The sequence below is a fragment of the Microbacterium commune genome, assembly GCF_014836945.1.
In the GTDB taxonomy this organism is placed as follows: domain Bacteria; phylum Actinomycetota; class Actinomycetes; order Actinomycetales; family Microbacteriaceae; genus Microbacterium; species Microbacterium commune.
In genome coordinates this window covers 1,421,121-1,438,758 of record NZ_JACSPX010000001.1, presented here as the reverse complement: position 1 = coordinate 1,438,758, position 17,638 = coordinate 1,421,121, and the positions used below count along the sequence as shown (strand labels likewise).

At 69.7% G+C, this 17,638-nt stretch carries 18 protein-coding genes; 11 read left to right on the top strand and 7 right to left on the bottom strand.

Annotated features, from left to right (window positions below; translation table 11 throughout):
• Positions 1–12 precede the first annotated feature (12 nt).
• Positions 13–1,482: a peptide MFS transporter gene (locus H9633_RS06655; protein WP_191712530.1), complete on the top strand. Its 1,470-nt coding sequence runs from the start codon at positions 13–15 to the stop codon at positions 1,480–1,482.
• 45 nt (positions 1,483–1,527) lie between these two features.
• Positions 1,528–2,970 carry an MFS transporter gene (locus tag H9633_RS06650; RefSeq protein ID WP_318247216.1) on the top strand — a complete coding sequence of 481 codons (1,443 nt, stop codon included), beginning with the start codon at positions 1,528–1,530 and terminating at the stop codon, positions 2,968–2,970.
• Positions 2,971–2,983: 13 nt separating this feature from the next.
• Here the strand turns inward: H9633_RS06650 and H9633_RS06645 are convergent, their stop codons facing one another.
• From H9633_RS06645 to H9633_RS06630, 4 genes are all read right to left on the bottom strand, one after another.
• Positions 2,984–3,841, bottom strand: a complete 858-nt coding sequence (locus tag H9633_RS06645) for a serine hydrolase (protein ID WP_318247215.1) — start codon at positions 3,839–3,841, stop codon at positions 2,984–2,986.
• A 180-nt stretch (positions 3,842–4,021) separates the two neighbouring features.
• The gene (locus H9633_RS06640; RefSeq protein ID WP_191712528.1) at positions 4,022–5,986 is read right to left on the bottom strand and encodes a M13 family metallopeptidase; all 1,965 of its coding nucleotides are present in this window, start codon (positions 5,984–5,986) and stop codon (positions 4,022–4,024) included.
• A 91-nt stretch (positions 5,987–6,077) separates the two neighbouring features.
• Entirely contained in the window at positions 6,078–6,638 is a 561-nt protein-coding gene (locus H9633_RS06635; RefSeq protein WP_071642046.1) for an OmpA family protein, read from the bottom strand.
• Entirely contained in the window at positions 6,635–7,240 is a 606-nt protein-coding gene (locus H9633_RS06630; RefSeq protein ID WP_191712527.1) for a hypothetical protein, read from the bottom strand. The genes H9633_RS06635 and H9633_RS06630 overlap by 4 nt, the downstream gene beginning before the upstream one ends.
• 91 nt (positions 7,241–7,331) lie before the next feature.
• Here H9633_RS06630 and H9633_RS06625 point away from each other — a divergent pair, with 91 nt between their 5' ends.
• Positions 7,332–8,666, top strand: a complete 1,335-nt coding sequence (locus H9633_RS06625) for an MATE family efflux transporter (RefSeq protein WP_191712526.1) — start codon at positions 7,332–7,334, stop codon at positions 8,664–8,666.
• A gap of 122 nt (positions 8,667–8,788) precedes the next feature.
• Here the strand turns inward: H9633_RS06625 and H9633_RS06620 are convergent, their stop codons facing one another.
• Positions 8,789–10,504: an acyl-CoA dehydrogenase gene (locus tag H9633_RS06620; RefSeq protein WP_191712525.1), complete on the bottom strand. Its 1,716-nt coding sequence runs from the start codon at positions 10,502–10,504 to the stop codon at positions 8,789–8,791.
• Between the two features lie 90 nt (positions 10,505–10,594).
• A complete protein-coding gene (locus H9633_RS06615; protein ID WP_191712524.1) occupies positions 10,595–11,215 on the bottom strand; it encodes a TrmH family RNA methyltransferase in 621 nt (206 codons plus the stop codon).
• Between the two features lie 135 nt (positions 11,216–11,350).
• On the opposite strand from H9633_RS06615, the gene H9633_RS06610 reads away from it, so the two are divergent.
• The 4 genes from H9633_RS06610 to H9633_RS06595 are packed head-to-tail and all read left to right on the top strand — an operon-like array spanning position 11,351 to position 13,748.
• A complete protein-coding gene (locus tag H9633_RS06610; protein ID WP_318247214.1) occupies positions 11,351–12,586 on the top strand; it encodes an Nramp family divalent metal transporter in 1,236 nt (411 codons plus the stop codon).
• 48 nt (positions 12,587–12,634) lie between these two features.
• Positions 12,635–12,961 carry a hypothetical protein gene (locus tag H9633_RS06605; RefSeq protein ID WP_191712523.1) on the top strand — a complete coding sequence of 109 codons (327 nt, stop codon included), beginning with the start codon at positions 12,635–12,637 and terminating at the stop codon, positions 12,959–12,961.
• A gap of 2 nt (positions 12,962–12,963) precedes the next feature.
• Positions 12,964–13,569, top strand: a complete 606-nt coding sequence (locus H9633_RS06600) for a metal-dependent transcriptional regulator (protein ID WP_191712522.1) — start codon at positions 12,964–12,966, stop codon at positions 13,567–13,569.
• Between the two features lie 17 nt (positions 13,570–13,586).
• Positions 13,587–13,748 carry a hypothetical protein gene (locus H9633_RS06595; RefSeq protein WP_177243801.1) on the top strand — a complete coding sequence of 54 codons (162 nt, stop codon included), beginning with the start codon at positions 13,587–13,589 and terminating at the stop codon, positions 13,746–13,748.
• 137 nt (positions 13,749–13,885) lie between these two features.
• On the opposite strand, the gene pyrE is transcribed toward H9633_RS06595, so the two are convergent.
• The gene (gene pyrE / locus H9633_RS06590; protein ID WP_071642032.1) at positions 13,886–14,446 is read right to left on the bottom strand and encodes an orotate phosphoribosyltransferase; all 561 of its coding nucleotides are present in this window, start codon (positions 14,444–14,446) and stop codon (positions 13,886–13,888) included.
• Positions 14,447–14,522: 76 nt separating this feature from the next.
• Between pyrE and H9633_RS06585 the strand changes: the two genes are divergently transcribed.
• Genes H9633_RS06585 through H9633_RS06570 form a run of 4 tightly spaced genes read left to right on the top strand, consistent with a single transcriptional unit; the run spans position 14,523 to position 17,617 of the window.
• Entirely contained in the window at positions 14,523–15,059 is a 537-nt protein-coding gene (locus H9633_RS06585; protein WP_191712521.1) for a YbhB/YbcL family Raf kinase inhibitor-like protein, read from the top strand.
• A gap of 57 nt (positions 15,060–15,116) precedes the next feature.
• Complete coding sequence (locus tag H9633_RS06580) at positions 15,117–15,962, top strand: exodeoxyribonuclease III (RefSeq protein WP_191712520.1); 846 nt, start codon at positions 15,117–15,119, stop codon at positions 15,960–15,962.
• Positions 15,959–16,783, top strand: a complete 825-nt coding sequence (locus H9633_RS06575; protein ID WP_318247213.1) for a Cof-type HAD-IIB family hydrolase — start codon at positions 15,959–15,961, stop codon at positions 16,781–16,783. Before H9633_RS06580 ends, H9633_RS06575 begins: the two co-directional genes overlap by 4 nt.
• A gap of 45 nt (positions 16,784–16,828) precedes the next feature.
• The gene (locus tag H9633_RS06570; RefSeq protein WP_071642026.1) at positions 16,829–17,617 is read left to right on the top strand and encodes an HAD-IIA family hydrolase; all 789 of its coding nucleotides are present in this window, start codon (positions 16,829–16,831) and stop codon (positions 17,615–17,617) included.
• Positions 17,618–17,638 lie beyond the last annotated feature (21 nt).

Genomic DNA, 17,638 nt, shown 5'->3' with positions numbered 1-17,638 from the left:
TAATCTGGACGGATGCCTTCCCCAGAATCCGCGACCGACAGCACGGCGTCACACAAGCAGTTCCTCGGTCAGCCGCGCGCGCTGGCCCACCTGTTCGGCGTCGAGATGTGGGAGCGGTTCAGCTTCTACGGCATGCAGGGCATCCTGCTGATCTATCTGTACTTCAGCGTGACGAAGGGCGGGCTGGGACTCGACGAGGCGGTCGCGGGCGGCATCGTGGGCGCGTACGGCGGGTCGGTGTACCTCTCGACCATCCTCGGCGCGTGGCTCGCCGACCGTCTGTTCGGCTCGGAGCGTGTGCTGTTCGGCAGCGCGATCGTCATCGTCGCTGGGCACCTCGCGCTGGCGCTGATCCCGGGTGTCGCCGGTGTGGCTGTCGGGCTGGTGCTCGTGGCGCTCGGCTCAGGCGGCCTCAAGGCCAACGCGACGGCGGTCGTCGGCACCCTGTACTCCGCAGACGACACGCGACGCGATGCCGGGTTCTCGCTCTTCTACCTCGGCATCAACCTCGGCTCGTTCTTCGGTCCGCTGCTCACGGGCCTGCTGCAGAAGTCCGTCGGCTTCCACTGGGGCTTCGGTCTCGCCGCGGTCGGGATGACGGCCGGCCTCATCCAGTACAGCTTCGGCCGCAAAGAGCTGCCGGCCGCCGCGCGCGAGGTTCCGAATCCGCTGCCTCGCAGCCGCTACCCGCTGTTCGGCGGCGTCGCGGTCGGCGCGGTCGTCGTGATCGTCGCGCTCGTGCTCACCGGCGTGATCCGCGTCGACAACCTGGCCGGCATCGTCATCCTGTGCGCGCTCGGGGCGACCATCGCCTACTTCACGGTGATCCTCTCGAGCCGGCACGTCGACTCGACGGAGCGCTCGCGGGTGTGGGCGTTCGTGCCGCTGTTCATCACGAGCGTCGCGTTCTGGTCGCTCTACCAGCAGCAGTTCACCGTGCTGACGGTGTACAGCGACAAGCGCCTCGACCGCTCGATCTTCGGGCTGGAGATGCCGGTGTCGTGGGTGCAGTCGATCAACCCGGTGTTCATCATCATCTTCTCGGGCCTCTTCGCCGCGCTGTGGACCCGCCTCGGCACCCGACAGCCGTCCACCCCGGTGAAGTTCGCCCTGGGCACCGCGCTGATGGGCGTGGCCTTCCTGCTGTTCCTGCCGTTCGCGAACGGCGGCGAGGGCTCCACTCCGCTGCTGGCGATCGTCGGCATCCTGTTCATGTTCACCGTCGCCGAGCTGCTGCTCTCGCCGATCGGGCTGTCGGCGGCGACCAAGCTCGCACCGGCGCGGTTCCAGACGCAGATGGTGGCGCTGTTCTTCCTCTCGGTCTCGCTGGGCACGGCGATCTCGGGATGGCTCGTGCAGTTCTACGACCCGCAGAACGAGGCACCGTACTTCACCGTGCTCGGCCTGATCGCGATCGCGGTCGGCGCGGGGCTGTTCGTGTCGGTGAAGCCGGTGCGGAAGCTCATGAAGGGCGTCAGCTGACCGGCATCCGGAGCCGGCGTCCCTGCGAGCCGATAGCCTCTATCGGTGGACGATGCGGATGACAGAGCGAGAAAGCGGCTCTCCCGCACCCCTCCCCGCGGGGCGATCATCGCCGTGCTGGCCTTCGTCGGCCTGTGCTCGGCGTTCATGTTCACTCTCGTCGTGCCGCTGCAGGCCGAGCTGCCGAGGCTGCTGAACGCCTCACGCGAAGACACCAGCTGGGTGGTCACGATCACCCTGCTGGTCGCGGCCGTGGCGACGCCCATCTCGGGCCGCCTGGGCGACATGTACGGCAAACGCCGTGTCGTGATCGCGCTGCTGGTTCTGCTGGCGATCGGCTCGATCGTGGCCGCCCTGTCGACGTCGATCGTCGGTGTGATCATCGGCCGCGCGCTGCAGGGCGCGACGACCGGGGTGGTGCCGCTCGGCATCGCGATCATGCGCGATGTGCTGCCGCCCGAACGACTCGGCACCGCGGTCGCGCTGATGAGCGCGACCATGGGCGTCGGCGGGGCGGTGGGGATGCCGGTGGCGGCGTTCGTCGCCGAGAACGCCGACTGGCACGCCCTGTTCTGGCTCGCCGCCGGGCTCGGGGTGATCGGGCTGGTGCTGGTGATGCTCGTCGTGCCCGATGACGTGCTGCTCGCACCCGGACGCCTCGATGCCATCGGCGCTCTGGGGCTCGCCGCGGGGCTCACCGGGCTGCTGCTGTACGTCTCGCGCGGAGCGGAGTGGGGCTGGACATCTCCCTTCGCGCTGGTGTGCCTGATCGGCGGACTCGTGGTGCTGGCCGTCTGGGGCTGGTATCAGCTGAAGGCCAAGGAGCCGCTGCTCGATCTGCGCGTCGCCGCTCGCCCCGCCGTGCTCTTCACGAACATCGCCGCGATCGGCATGGGCTTCGCCCTGTTCTCGTCGAACGTGACGTTTCCGCAGATGCTCGAGCTGCCGCGCGAGACCGGATCCGGCCTGGGGCTGGACATGTTCACCGCGGCGATGATCGTCGCCATCTCGGGCGTCATGATGATGTTCATCTCGCCCCTGTCGGGATGGCTGGAGCGCACCGTCGGACCGCGCCCGCTGTTCACCGTCGGCACCGCCGCGATCGTGCTCGCCTACGCCTTCGTGCTGATCTGGTCGACCGAGATCTGGCATTTCGTCGTCGCCAATGTGCTGATCGGCATCGGCATCGGGTTCGCCTTCGCCGCCATGCCGATGATCATCATGCGCGCCGTCCCCGCGCACGAGACGGGCGCGTCGAACGGGCTCAACGCTCTGTTCCGATCGGTGGGCACCTCGACGGCGTCGGCCGTGATGGGTGCGGTGCTCGCCTCGATGAGCATCGAAGTCGGCGGCCGCGCGATCCCGACCCGGGAGGCCTTCGAGGTGTGCTTCTGGCTGTCGATCGTCGCCGGGGTGATCGGCTTCGCGCTGACGTTCCTCATCCCCAGGCATCCGGCGTCGGAAGCGCATCCCGCGCTGCCCGACTGATTCGCCCGAGGGATCAGTGGGTGAACTCCATGAGGTCGGTGCCGAGGACGCGGAACGCGTCGTGCGCGCGCAGCCGGTGGCTGATCGAAAGGTCGTCGAAGCACACCGTCAGGGCGTAGGCGACGCCCGTGCGCGGTCCGACGAGCACCCCCGCCTCGGCGCGCACCCCGCGATCGCGGCCGGTCTTGTTGATGAACAGCAGACCGTGCGCGTCGTCGTCGTGCGCGAACGGGTCCAGTCCTGTCGCGGATGCCACGAGGCTGAGATCCTGGTTCAGGCTGAGCCACTCGGCGACCTGGGCGCTGACGGCCGCGTCCACCGCGCGGGAGTCGACGAGCCCGGCGAACAGCGTCGCGAACTCGCGCGTGGTGCCGACCGCGGCGTGCGGGACGTCGTCGGGCCCGCGCACGTCGCGGAACAGATCGAGCACGGCGCTGCGCGGCATCCCGAGGGAGACCATCCGCGCCCGGACCTGCCCGTGCCCGACGGCGTCGAGCAGTGCGTTGGCGGCGTTGGGGTCGCCGGCAGCCGCGGCAAGCACAGCCAGGTCGACCAGCGGAAGAGCGGGCGCGCGAAGGTGCCGCCACAGCCCCGAGCCGGCGACGTGATCGTCGGGACGGTCGATGATGCGCAGCGGGTCGAGCGCGCGAGACGCGAAGCCCGCGGCGGTCTCGACCAGAACCGGAACGATGCCGAGTCCCGCGATCGGAAGCGGGACGTGGTCGTCTCCGCTCAGCACGACGCGCCCCGAGTCGAGCTCGATGACGTGCACCGACACCTGCGCTCCGCTCTGCGCCAGCTCCTCGAGACGGCGCAGGCTCGACGCGAAGGAGCGACGTCCGGCGGCCGCGCGACGGGGAACGCGCCCCACGCCACGTCGCGTTCGCCGGCGGGCTGAGGGCACACCGGAGGACGGTTCGGGGGCGGGCGACGAGACCACGCGCGATGTCCTATCCGAGAGAAGGCGATTCCGGCCGGCGCTCAGCACCACGTCCTGTCGGCCGCGCCCCGGCCATCGTAACCCGCACCCTCCGGCCGGGTGACCCCGGTCTCACCAGATCGTGACCCGCTGCTCCGCCGGCAGGTGCAGCCGGTCGCCCTCCGTCACATCGAACGCGTCGTAGAACGCGTCGATGTTGCTGAGGATCTGGTTGCAGCGGAACTCGTTGGGCGAGTGCGGGTCGATCGTCAGCAGACGGATCGTCTCGGCGTCGCGGCTCTTCTGCTGCCACACCTGCGCCCACGACAGCAGCAGGCGCTGCACGCCCGTGTAGCCGTCGATCACCGGTGCCTCCTCGCCGGCGAGCGAGAGCTCGTAGGCCTTCAGCGCGATGCCGAGACCGCCGAGGTCGCCGATGTTCTCACCGATGGTCAGGGCCCCGTTGACGTGATTCTCCTCGCTCAGACCCACGGGCACGAGCGCGTCGTACTGGGCGATCAGGGCCTTGGTGCGCTCTTCGAATGCGGCGCGATCGGCATCCGTCCACCAGTCCTGCAGTCGGCCGTCGCCGTCGTAGCGGCTGCCCTGATCGTCGAAGCCGTGACCGATCTCGTGCCCGATGACCGCGCCGATCCCACCGTAGTTCGCGGCCGCGTCGCGCTTCGGGTCGAAGAACGGGTACTGCAGGATCGCGGCGGGGAAGACGATCTCGTTCATCAGCGGGTTGTAGTACGCGTTGACCATCTGCGGCGGCATGAACCACTCGTCGCGGTCGATGGGCTTGCCGACCTTCGCGACCTGTCGGTCGTGCTCGAAGACCGTCGCGCGGCGGGCGTTGCCGACGAGGTCGGTCGGATCGATGTCGACGCCGTCGTAGTCGCGCCACACGTCGGGGTGGCCGATCTTCGGGCGGAAGGTGTCGAGCTTGGCGAGCGCCTTCTCCCGCGTCTCGGGGCTCATCCAGTCCAGCTTCTGGATGCTCTGCCGGTACGCCTCGATGAGGTTTGCTACCAGCTCGTCCATGGCGGCCTTGGACTCGGCCGGGAAGTGCCGCTCGACGTAGATCCGCCCGACGGCGTCGCCCAGCGATCCCTCGACGAGCGAGACGCCGCGCTTCCAGCGCTCGCGGATCGACGGGGTGCCGGTGAGCTCGGTGCCGTAGAACGAGAAGTTCTCGTCGATGAAGTCGTCGGTGAGGTACGAGGACATGCCGTGCACGACCTTGGCTCGCAGCCACGCCTTCCAGTCGTCGAGACGCTCGGGGATGAGCAGGGTGCCGAGACCCTCGAAGAAGCTCGGCTGATAGACGACGAGTTCGTCGAATGCGCTCGGGTTAGCGGTCGCCACGGCATCCCGCCAGGGTGCGAGGTCGACGCCGACGAGCGTCTGGAACTCGTCCCACGTCTTGAGGTTGTACGTCTTCACCGCGTCGCGGGATGCGACGTTGTCCCAGTGGTGTCCGGCGATCTCATGCTCGAGGCCGAAGGCGCGGTCCGCCTGGCCTGCCGGGTCGTCGATCGTGGCGAGGGCGAGGAGGCGCTCGAGGTGCGCACGGTATGCGGCACGCATCGCCTCGAAGCTGTCGAGGCGGTAGTAGCTCTCGTCGGGCAGCGAGAGACCGGCCTGCACGGCGAAGGGCACGTAGCGCTCGGGGTTGCCCGGATCGGGCTCGATGAATACGCCGATCAGCGCGGCGACGCCGTTGCGGTCGAGCTCGCCGATCGTCTGCAGGAACGACGGGATGCTGTCGATCGCGTCGACCTTCGCCAGCTCTGCCCGCAGGGGCGCGAGGCCGACCTCGGCGATGCGGTCGGTGTCCATGAAGCTGCGGAACAGGTCGCCGACCTTGCGCTCGAGGGTGCCCTCGGCGGCATCCTGCGACTCGACGATGATCTCGCGGACGTCTTTCTCGGCCTGCTCGGCGAGCATGTGGAACGAGCCCCAGCGCGCCTTGTCGGCGGGGATCTCGGCGGCCTCGAGCCACGCTCCGTTGACGTGGCGGTAGAGGTCGTCCTGCGGACGGATGTCGGAGCTGAACTCGCTGATGGCAAGGCCGGAGGGCAGAACGTCAGTCATGCGACCCAGCCTAATCCGGCCCCGACAGAGCCGGTGGTCGGGGCTGGGATGCGAGACGGCGGTTCACGCTGCTGCGGTCGCCGCCGAGGCATCAACCTCGGGGTGAATCGAAGCCGACCTCGACGCGGCGGTTCGGCGCCTGGTCACCCTCGCCTTCCTTGACGAGCAGCTCCCGCTCGCCATGCCCCGTGACGGTGAGTCCGAGACCCGGTCGCGTCTCTGCCAGCACCGCGGCGACGGCGTCGGCCCGCCGACGCGACAGGTCGTCGTTGTAGGAGCCGTCGCCGATCGAATCGGTGTGTCCGTCGACCGTGACGGCCGCCCCGTCGGGGATACCGGCCGCGAGGTCGGCGACCGCACCGCGCGCGGCCTCGGTGAGATCAGCGGAATCGAACGCGAACAGCAGGTCAGAGGTCAGGCGCACGGTGCGGTGCTCGCGCTCCTCGATCGTCTGCTCGAGCTCGATCCTGCTTCCGCTCGCGTCGAGATCGACCGTCGCGGCGCGAGCATCGAGATCGATCGTCGATGCCTCGATCATGGTCTGCGTGATCTCCGCGTCGATGTAGGTGTCTTCATCCGTGTCGGCATGAGCCGACGTCGCGACGAGCGCTCCAAGGACCCCTGCCAGCGCGATGGCGATGATCCGCGTCATCGCGCGTCGTCGACGTAGGTGACGGGGATCGCCGAGAAGCCGGGCAGGCCATCGCCGAGGATGACGTCGACCGTCTCGGGCCGGCCCTCGGGCGCAGGCAGCAGCACGCCGACCTCGATCGTGGCGTCCGGCGCGAGGTCGGTGTTCGCGTGGTGCGGCACCGAGCCGAGCACGGTGTACGTGCACATCTGCTTGTCATCCCCGGTCCAGCTCCCCTCCGCGCAGAACGGCCGATAGGCCTTGAGGTTCGCCAGGTCCGTCACCGTGGGCGCGTGGCCGATGCCGAGACTGAAGAAGCTCTCGGGCTCGTCACCACCGTCGCGCGTGAGCGCGTACCTCAGGTGCATCACCTTCTCATCGGCGGTGATCGAGCGGACCACCGAGGTGATCACACCCTTCTCACCGAGGTCGGTGGTGCCCTCCGCCAACACGGCGTCTGATCCCGACGCAGCGCCCGCGGCGTCGGATGAGGAATCCTGAGCGCCGGTGCTGGCGGCGGGCTGCTTGCCTATCGCATCCGTCGGCTCGGCGCTGCATCCCGTCAGGAGCAGGATCGCTGCGGCCACGGGCACGAGTGTGCGGAATGCAGATGCAGACGTCATGTGGTGTCCTTCCTCAAAGTCACCAGCCTAGACGTCGGAGACCACGCGGCACCGAGACAACCCTGTCGGCACCACCCCATAGGCTCGTGAGGTGGCATCCACCGCATCCCCGTCCCCCGCGCTCAACCGCGAGATCCTGCGGCTCGCCGTGCCGGCGCTCGGCGCCCTCGTCGCCGAGCCCGCCTTCCTCATCCTCGACTCGGTGATGGTCGGCCACCTCGGCGCCTCCCCCCTCGCCGGCCTCGGCATCGCCGGCGCCGTGCTGCAGACGATCGTCGGCCTGATGATCTTCCTCGCGTACTCCACCACCCCCGCCGTCGCCCGCCGGTTCGGCGCCGGCCAGCCCGGCGACGCCGTCTCCGTCGGCATCGACGGCATGTGGCTCGCGCTCGGCCTGGGCGCCGTGCTCGCCGCCGCCGGAGCCCTCGCCAGCCCCGCACTGATCGCCGCGTTCGGGGCATCCGACGCCGTCTCGACCGAGGCGCAGACCTACCTCACCATCTCGATGTGGGGACTGCCGGCCATGCTCATCGTGTTCGCGGCCACTGGGCTGCTGCGCGGCATGCAGGACACGATGACCCCGCTGTGGATCGCCGGCTTCGGCTTCGGCGCCAACGCGCTGCTCAACTGGCTCTTCATCTACGGACTCGGCTGGGGCATCGCCGGGTCCGCCTTCGGCACCGTCGCCGCGCAGTGGGGAATGGTCGCCGCCTACGTCGTCGTCATCCGACGCCTCGCCCTCCGTCACGGCGCATCGATGAAGGCTCAGCGCGGCGGCATCCGGGGCACGGCCCGCTCGGGCGGATGGCTGTTCCTGCGCACCGTCAGCCTGCGCGTCGCCCTGCTGGCGACCGTCGCCGTGGCGACCGGCATCGGCACCCACGAGCTCGCGGGATGGCAGATCGCCTTCACGATCTTCTCGACAGCGGCCTTCGCCCTCGACGCCCTGGCGATCGCCGCGCAGGCGATGATCGGCAAGAGCCTCGGATCGGGCGATCTCGCCCAGGTGCACCGCATTCTGCGCCGCACCGTCGCCTGGGGTGCCTGGTTCGGGGTGATCGTCGGCGCCGCCATCGCCGCCCTGTCGGGCGTGATCGGCGTCGTCTTCACGGGGGATGCCGCCATCGGCGCGCTCGTGCAGCCCGCCTTCCTCGTACTCGCGGTCGCGCAGCCCGTCGCGGGCATCGTCTTCGTGCTCGACGGCGTGCTGATGGGCGCCAACGACGCGCGCTACCTCGCGATCGCGGGGCTGCTGAACCTCGTGCCGTTCCTGCCCGTGCTGTGGATCATCGCCGCCACCGGTGTCGATGGCACGGCCGGTCTGGTGTGGCTCGCCGTCGCGTTCTTCGGTGTGTACCTGCTCGCGCGCCTCGGCACGCTCGGCTGGCGGGTGCGCACCGACGCGTGGACGAAGGTCGCCGCCTGACCGAGCTTTCTCTCCCCGACACCCCCACGTGACGCCGAGACCCCTGGCTGCGGACGTTCGTAGCCAGGGGTCTCGGCAGTGATCGGGGGTGTCAGCCAGAGGCGACCGAATCTGCCGTCGGGTCAGGCGACCTCACCCGCCGCGACCGTCTCGGCGAGCATGTGCACGCGCGGCAGGTGATGCGCACCGTAGAAGTCGGCCGACACCAGGCGTGCGGCGTCTGCGGCGTCCGGAGTCGCGTGCGCCAGCACAGCAGCGACCGCCAGGCCGTGCATCCAGCCGCCGGCGAGGGTTCCGAGCAGCATCAGGTACGGCACGCTGACGCCGTACGCGTTGCGCGTCATGCCGAAGCCGAGCAGCGACGCCGTGGCGCGGCGAGCCGCATCGACCGCCCGCTCGAGGCGATCGGCCGTGCGCGCGGCAACCTCGTGCTCCAGCCCCCGCAGCGTCTCGACGTTCTCGCCGATGAGCGCGAACAGCGTTTCGGCGGTCGCGCCGCCGTCGCGGATCACCTTGCGGCCGATGAGGTCGTTCGACTGGATCGCCGTGGTGCCCTCGTAGATCGGCATGATCCGGGCATCCCGGTAGTGCTGCGCGACGCCGGTCTCCTCGATGAAGCCCATGCCGCCGTGCACCTGGATCGCGTCGCTCGTCAGCGCGACGGCGTCCTCCGTCGCCCACCCTTTGAGGATCGGCACGAAGAACTCGGCGAGCGCACCGGTGCCGTCCGTCGCCGCCCGATCGAACAGGTCGCCGACGTAGACGCCCAGCGCGCGCATGGCGAACAGACGACTCTGCATCGACAGCAGCAGGCGCCGCACGTCGGGATGCTCGGCGATCGGCGCACCCGCCGGACGGTCGAGCACCGCGCCCTGACGACGGTCGCCCGCATAGGCGACGGCCTGCTGATAGGCGCGGTCGGAGATGCCGGTCGCCTGGAATCCCATGCCCGCGCGAGCGGAGTTCATCATCACGAACATGCCCGCAAGGCCGCCGCCGACCTCACCGACGAGGTATCCGGTCGCGTCTTCGTAAGCGAGCACGCAGGTCGGGCTGCCGTGGATGCCGAGCTTGTGCTCGAGCGCGACCGTGGTGACGGCGTTGCGCTCGCCCGGCGCACCCGACGTGTCGGGCAGGAACTTCGGCACGACGAACAGCGACAGTCCCTTGGCGCCGGCCGGGGCATCGGGCGTGCGCGCGAGCACGAGGTGCACGATGTTCTCGGCCACGTCGTGGTCGCCCCAGGTGATGAAGATCTTCTGCCCGCTGACACCCCACGACCCGTCGGGCCGAGGCGTCGCGATCGTGCGGATCGCGCCCAGGTCGGTGCCGGCGTCGGGCTCGGTCAGGTTCATCGTGCCGGTCCACTCGCCCGAGACGAGCCTGGTCAGGTACGTCTCGCGGATCTCGTCCGATGCCACCGCGTCGAGCGCGTGGATCTGCCCCGCGGTCAGCAGCCAGCACAGTGCGAACGCGGCGTTGGAGGCGTTCCAGATCTCGCCGAGACCGGCGCGGATCGAACCGGGAAGTCCGTCGCCGCCCGCGGATTCAGGCGCCTCGGCGCTGACCCAGCCGGCCTCGACGAACGCCTGATACGCCTCGGTGAACCCGGCGGGAAGTCGCACCTGTCCGTCTTCGAGGCGGGCGCCCTCGCGATCGCCGATCGTCTCGAGCGGCGCCAGGACGGATGCCGCGAACTCGCCGGCACCCGCGACGATCTCGGTCGCGTCCTCGGCGGTGAACGCACCGCCGGTCGACCTCGCGGGCAGGTCGACGCCGAACGCCTCGCCGAAGAGGAACCGGTAGTCGTCGACCGGGGGGACGTAGTCGGATGCCATGGCGCACTCCATTCGCGTGAGACTCAGGCCCATCCTACGCGGGACTGCGTACCAAGAGAAGCGCCGGGCGGTCTCCGTCCGGGCATCCGCTCAGGCGTATCGGCGACACCACTCGTACATGACGACCGCCGCCGCCGCGCTCGCGTTGATCGAGCGGGTCGAGCCGTACTGGGTGATCTCGATATGGCCGGATGCCGCGGCCAGCGCCTCATCCGACAGCCCCGGCCCCTCCTGCCCGAACAGCAGCACGCAGCGCTCGGGCAGAGCGGCACGGTCGACCGGCACCGCCTCGCCCACGTTGTCGACCGCGATGATCGGGATGCCCTCGCCCGCCGCCCACGCCGTGAACGCCGCGACATCGGGGTGGTGCACCACGTGCTGATACCGATCGGTCACCATCGCGCCGCGCTTGTTCCAGCGGCGGCGACCGATGATGTGCACGGTGTCGGCGAGGAACGCATTGGCGCTGCGCACGATCGAGCCGATGTTCATGTCGTGCTGCCAGTTCTCGATCGCCACGTGGAACGGGTGCCGGTGCGTGTCGAGGTCGGCGACGATGGCATCCATCCGCCAGTACCGGTACCGGTCGATGACGTTGCGGGTGTCGCCGTGCGCGAGCAGCTCGGGGTCGTAGTGCTCGTCGGTCGGCCACTCGCCCGGCCACGGGCCGACGCCGTATCCCGGCTGCGTCTCTGACCCGGTCTCGTCCATCGTCCCCAGCCTAACCGCGCCCCCACCCCCGCGTTCGAATCGCTCACCTTGCCGGTCTGGGGCCGCGGCCGTCGCCAATTGAGCGATTCGAAAGCCGGAGGGGAAGTGCTATTTTTAGGCGTGCCTAAAAATCTGGTGGAGAGTACGAGAGCGCGAGGGTCATGGTGGCGCAGCGCCTGGCTGCTCGGCCCCGCCCTCGTCGCCGGTGTCGCCTACCTCGACCCCGGCAACGTGGCGAGCAACATGACCGCCGGCGCCCGCTACGGGTACCTGCTCGTCTGGGTCGTCGTCGTCGGCAACGTGATGGCCTGGCTGATCCAGTACCTGTCAGCGAAGCTCGGCATCGTCACCGGGCAGAGCCTGCCCGAGGTGCTCGGCACCCGCATCCGCAATCGGTGGGCGCGCCGTGCGTACTGGCTGCAGGCCGAACTCGTCGCCATGGCCACCGACATCGCCGAGGTGCTCGGCGGCGCCGTGGCCCTGCATCTGCTCTTCGGCATTCCGCTGCTGCTCGGCGGAGCCATCACCGGGGCCGTCTCAATCGTGCTGCTGACCATCCAGACCCGGCGCGGGCCACGGCACTTCGAGTTCGTCATCATCGGCCTGATGGCGGTCATCGTGATCGGGTTCGTCGCGGGACTCTTCGTCGCACCGCCCGACCCCGCGGGCGTGCTCGGCGGCATGCTGCCGCGCTTCGCCGACAGCGGCTCGGTGCTTCTCGCCGCCTCGATCCTCGGCGCCACCGTCATGCCGCACGCCATCTACGCGCACAGTGCTCTCACGCGCGACCGGTTCGCCGCCGAGGTCGGCCGCCCGGGCATCCGGATGCTGCTCGCCGTCACCCGCTGGGATGTCACGATCGCGATGGTCATCGCGGGCTCCGTCAATCTCGCGATCCTGCTGCTGGCCGCAGCCAATCTCGCCGGCGTCGACGGCACCGACTCGCTCGAGGGCGCGCATGCCGCGATCAGCGCGAGCCTCGGCCCGGTGATCGGCACCCTGTTCGCGGTCGGGCTGCTGGCGTCCGGTCTCGCGTCGACCTCCGTCGGCGCTTACGCGGGAGCGGAGATCATGCACGGACTGCTGACCGTGCGCATCCCGGTGCTCGCCCGGCGCCTGGTCACCCTGATTCCTGCGCTGGTGCTGCTCGGCGTCGGATTCGACCCGACTCTCGCGCTCGTGCTCAGTCAGGTGGTGCTGTCATTCGGCATCCCGTTCGCGCTCGTGCCACTCGTCGCGCTCACCGCCCAGCGCCGCACCCTCGGCGAGCACGCCAACCGCACCATCACCACCGTGCTCGGCGTCGTGTTCGCGGTGCTGCTGATCGCCCTGAACGCCGTGCTGCTCTGGCTGGTCGCGACCGGCGCGTGACCCCAGCACGCGAGGGAGGCGCGGACCGCCCCGGGTAGGCTCGAGATCATGCCCTCCTCCCCCGCCAAGAAGCACCGCGACGACTCCGAGGCGCGTCGGGCGATGCAGCTGAGCACGTGGTTCGCGCTGGGGGCGGGAGCCCTGGGCGTGCTGCTCATCGCGCTGCCGGATCTGCTTCCGGCCGGTGGCCCGTGGGTGCAGCTCGCGCTCGGCGCACTGACCCTCTTCCTCGCGTTCCGGGCTCGCGCCATCGGCACCCGGGGCGTGAACGACTACGACGGGCGCCTCTCGCTGCTCGCCGCGATCGCCGGGTTCGCGATCCTCTTCTTCGCGGGCAACGCCGCGTTCAACGTGCTGGTCTCACTCGGCGGCTGACGATGGCATCTCCCGCCTTCGACGACTACCTCAAGACGGTCTACTCCCACACCGAGTGGCAGGACGCGCCGATCACCCCGTCGCAGCTCGCCGGCGCCCTCGGCATCGCCCCGTCGAGCGTGACCGAGATGGTGAAGAAGCTCGCGGCAGCCGGTCTCGTCTCGCACGTGCCGTACGGTGCGGTGAAGCTGACGGATGCCGGGCGGGGGCGCGCCCTGCAGATGCTGCGCCGCCACCGCCTGATCGAGACCTGGCTGGTATGCGAGTTCGACTACGCCTGGCACGAGGTGCATGACGAGGCCGAGGTGCTCGAGCACACGATCAGCGATCGGCTGCTGGATGCCATCGACGAGCGCCTCGGACGCCCGCGCTTCGATCCGCACGGTGACGCGATCCCCGACGCGAACGGCGACGTCGTACGCGAGCCGTTCGTGCTGCTCGGCGACGCGCCCGCCGGGCACACCGGCCGCGTGCTGCGGGTGAGCGATCGCGACCCCGACCTGTTGCAGCGACTGGAGGACGCGGGTGTGAGCGTCGGCGTCGAGATCACGGCTCCGGCCGACCTGCCCGACGGAGCAGCCCACGCGATCTGGCTGAGCCTAGGCTGAGCGAGGAGGAACCGACCGTGAATCAGAGCGACATGCTGTTCCTGGTGCTGATCAGCATCGGCCTCGCGTCGTTGACGCTCATCACCATCCAGCTGCTCAAGCCGCGCAAGCGCGACAACCGCGGCGAGTGGTACGAGGGCCCCTGGGACGACGACGACCGGCCCCGCGGTAAGCGCTGACGACACACCGGAACCACGTACGAATCGGGGGCCGACACTCCAGATGTCGGACGGATCCCGCGAATGGGTCCGACATCTGGAGTGTCGGCCCCCGGAATGTCAGCGGGGTGTCAGCGGGGTGCCGGCGGGCACAGCGGCTACTGCGGGTCGAGGCCCAGGTCGTCGAGGTCGTACGCGGCGAGCCACTGCAGGCCCTCGGCTTCGATCGCGGCCTGAGCACCGGTCTTGCGGTCGACGATCACGGCGACCGCCAGCACCTCGGCGCCTTCCCGGCGCAGCACTTCGACGGCCTTGAGGGCCGACTGGCCGGTGGTCGAGGTGTCCTCGAGCACGATGACGCGCTTGCCCGCGATGTCGGCGCCCTCGACCTGGCGGCCTCGGCCGTGGTCCTTCGGCTCCTTGCGCACGACGAAGGCGTCGAGCGGGCGTTCCGTCGCCACCGACGCGTGCATCACGGAGTTCGCGATCGGATCGGCGCCGAGCGTGAGCCCGCCGACGGCGGCGATGTCGAAGTCCTTGATGAGGTCGAGCATGATGCGCCCGATCGCGGGAGCCGCGCGATGGTCGAGCGTCAGCTTGCGCATGTCGACGTAGTACGTCGCCTTCTTGCCGCTGGAGAGAGTGAAGTCGCCGTGGAACACGGCCTCGTCCTTGATGAGATCGAGCAGGGCCTGGCGGTCTTCGGCGAGGTGGGTCACGGCATCCAGTGTATTCACCGCTCGCCGCCTGGCCGGATGCCCACTCCTCCCCTACCGTGGGTCGAGGAGGTCACACATGTTCTCATTCGATCCCTATGCCGAACTCGCCGAGCTGCGTCCGGTCGCCCCGCTCGCGCTGACCAGCCCCGACTTCACGGCGGGCGGGCGGCTGCCCGGCTTCGCCTGGTCATCCGATCGGGCGGGTGAGGACCGGCATCCGACGCTCGAATGGTCGGACCCGCCGGCCGGCACGCTCAGCTTCGCCATCTCGTGCTTCGACCCCGACGCCCCCACCGGATCCGGCTTCTGGCACTGGGCCGCCTACGACATCGCGCCCGACGTGCGCCGCCTCGACAGCAGCGACGGCACCACGGCAGACCTCCCCGACGGTGCGATCGTGCTGCCGAACGAAGCCCGCAAGGAGCGCTTCATCGGCGCGGCTCCTCCGGCCGGTACAGGCATCCACCGCTACTTCTTCGTCGTCGACGCGCTCGACGTCGACCACCTCGACCTCGAGCCCGGATCCACGCCCGGGGTGCTCGGCTTCAACCGGCACTTCCACACCCTCGCCCGCGGCGTGCTGATCGGCACGGGAGACCCCGCCGAGCGGTAGCCGCAGAGCGGCAGCCGTCGGACGGCGCCTGTCCGTCGCCCCGAATAGGCTGGATGCATGCGCCTGGCCACCTGGAACATCAACTCGATCCGCACGCGCGTCTCGCGCGCCGTCGACTTCGCCGTGCGGGAGGACATCGACGTGCTCGCCTTCCAGGAGACCAAGTGCAAGCCCGAGCAGTTCCCCTACGAGCCGTTCGAAGAGGCCGGTTATCAGGTGGAGGTGCACGGGCTGAACCAGTGGAACGGCGTCGCGATCGCGAGCCGTCTGCCGATGACCGACGTGCGCACCTCGTTCGCCGGCCAGCCCGGGTTCGCGAAGGGTCACGAGGGCCCGGATGCCCCGCTCGAGGCGCGCGCTCTGGGCGTGATAGTCGACGGCGTGCGGGTGTGGAGCCTCTACGTGCCCAACGGCCGCTCGCTGAACGACGAGCACTACCACTACAAGCTGCACTGGCTCGAGGCGCTGCGCACCGCGACCGCCGCCGAGCTCGCCGCCGACCCGAACCTGCCGCTCGCGCTGGTCGGCGACTTCAACATCATCCCGTTCGACCACGACAACGGCGACCCCGCGATCGTGCAGGGCTTCTCGACGCACGTGTCACCCCCCGAGCGTGAGGCGTTCTTCGCCCTCGAGTCGGCAGGGGTGACCGACGTCGTCCGTCCGCTGATCCCGGAGGGGTACACCTACTGGGACTACCAGCGCCTCAAGTTCCCCCGCAACGAGGGCATCCGGATCGACTTCGTGCTGGGCTCTAAGCCCTTCGCCGACGCCGTCACCGGGGCGTCGATCCACCGCGACGAGCGCAAGGGCGAGCAGCCGAGCGACCACGTTCCCGTCGTCGTCGACCTCGATTTCGGCGGTGGTGACGACGACGGCGACCTGCCGATGATCTTCTCGTGAGTGCGCTCTCGGGCATCCGGCTGATCGCGACCGACCTCGACGGCACCCTGCTCGACGAGTCCGGTGGGGTGTCGCCGCGTACCAGGGCGGCTCTCGACGCCGCTCGGGATGCCGGGATCGAGACGATCCCGGTCACCGCCCGCCAGCCCATCGGGCTGCGGCCGATTGCCGAGCAGGCCGGTCTCGACTCCTGGGCGCTGTGCGGCAACGGCGCCTACGGCCTGCACCTGACGACCGGAGAGCACCTGTTCGCGGCGGAGATCCCCGCCGATGTGCAGGGCGAGCTGGCGCGGGCGCTGCTGAAGAGCATCCCCGATCTGGTCTTCGCGAGCGTGCGCGACGCCGGCGAGGGATTCGTCGCCCAGCACGGCTACGCCGCGCTCGCGCAGCTGAGCGACCACAAGCGCGACCCCGAGACGATGGGCGGCGTCGCACTCGACGAGGTGCTCGGCTCGCCCAGTCTCAAGCTCGTGATCCGGCACGCGTCGGTTCCGATCGACGAGATCTACGCGACGCTGAACGCTCTCGGGCTGTCGGGCTTCGCGTCGACACTGTCGGGTGCGCCGTTCGTCGAGGTGATGGCGCAGGGCGTGACCAAGGCGACCGGACTCGCGCAGGTGTGTCGGCGCCTCGACGTCGAGGCGCACGAGGTGCTGGCCTTCGGCGACGCCCTCAACGACCTCGAGATGCTGCAGTGGGCCGGGCACGGCGTCGCGATGGGCAACGCGATCGACGTCGTGCGGGATGCCGCCGACGAGGTCGCCGGCTCGAATGCCGACGACGGCGTCGCCGCCGTGATCGAGCGGATGCTGGGCGTCTGACCGCCTCAGGAATTCCTGCGGAGGCACAGCCGATAGCCTGATGCCATGGCTGACCGCTCTGAGATCGAATGCTGGCTGACCGACATGGACGGCGTTCTCGTGCACGAGAACGACGCGATCCCCGGCGCATCCGAGCTGCTCGCCGGGTGGGAGCGCGACGGCGTCCCCTACCTCGTGCTCACCAACAACTCCATCTTCACCGCGCGCGACCTCTCGGCCCGGCTGCGCGCCAGCGGCCTGCACGTGCCCGAGGAGCGGATCTGGACCTCCGCGCTCGCGACCGCCGACTTCCTCGCCCAGCAGCTGCCTGGCGGCTCGGCCTTCGTCATCGGCGAGGCGGGCCTGCTCACCGCGTTGCACGAGGCGGGCTTCATCATGACCGAGACCCGGCCCGACTTCGTCGTCGTCGGCGAGACCCGCAACTACTCGTTCGAGGCGATCACCAAGGCGATCCGGCTCATCGGCGCCGGAGCGCGATTCATCGTCACCAACCCCGATGCCACCGGACCCAGTGCCGAGGGCCCGCTGCCCGCCACCGGCGCGATCGCCGCGCTGATCACGAAGGCCACCGGTCGCGAGCCGTACGTGGTGGGCAAGCCGAACCCGATGATGTTCCGCTCGGCGCTGAACAAGATCGGGGCGCACTCCGAGAAGACCGGAATGATCGGCGACCGCATGGACACCGACATCGTCGCCGGCATCGAGGCCGGTCTGCACACGGTGCTGGTCATGACCGGCATCAGCGACCGGGCGGAGATCGAGCGGTACCCGTTCCGCCCCGACGAGATCGTGCAGTCGGTCGCCGACCTGCTTCCCGCCGATCAGAGCGACTGACGGGTTCCGCCTCCGCCTGCG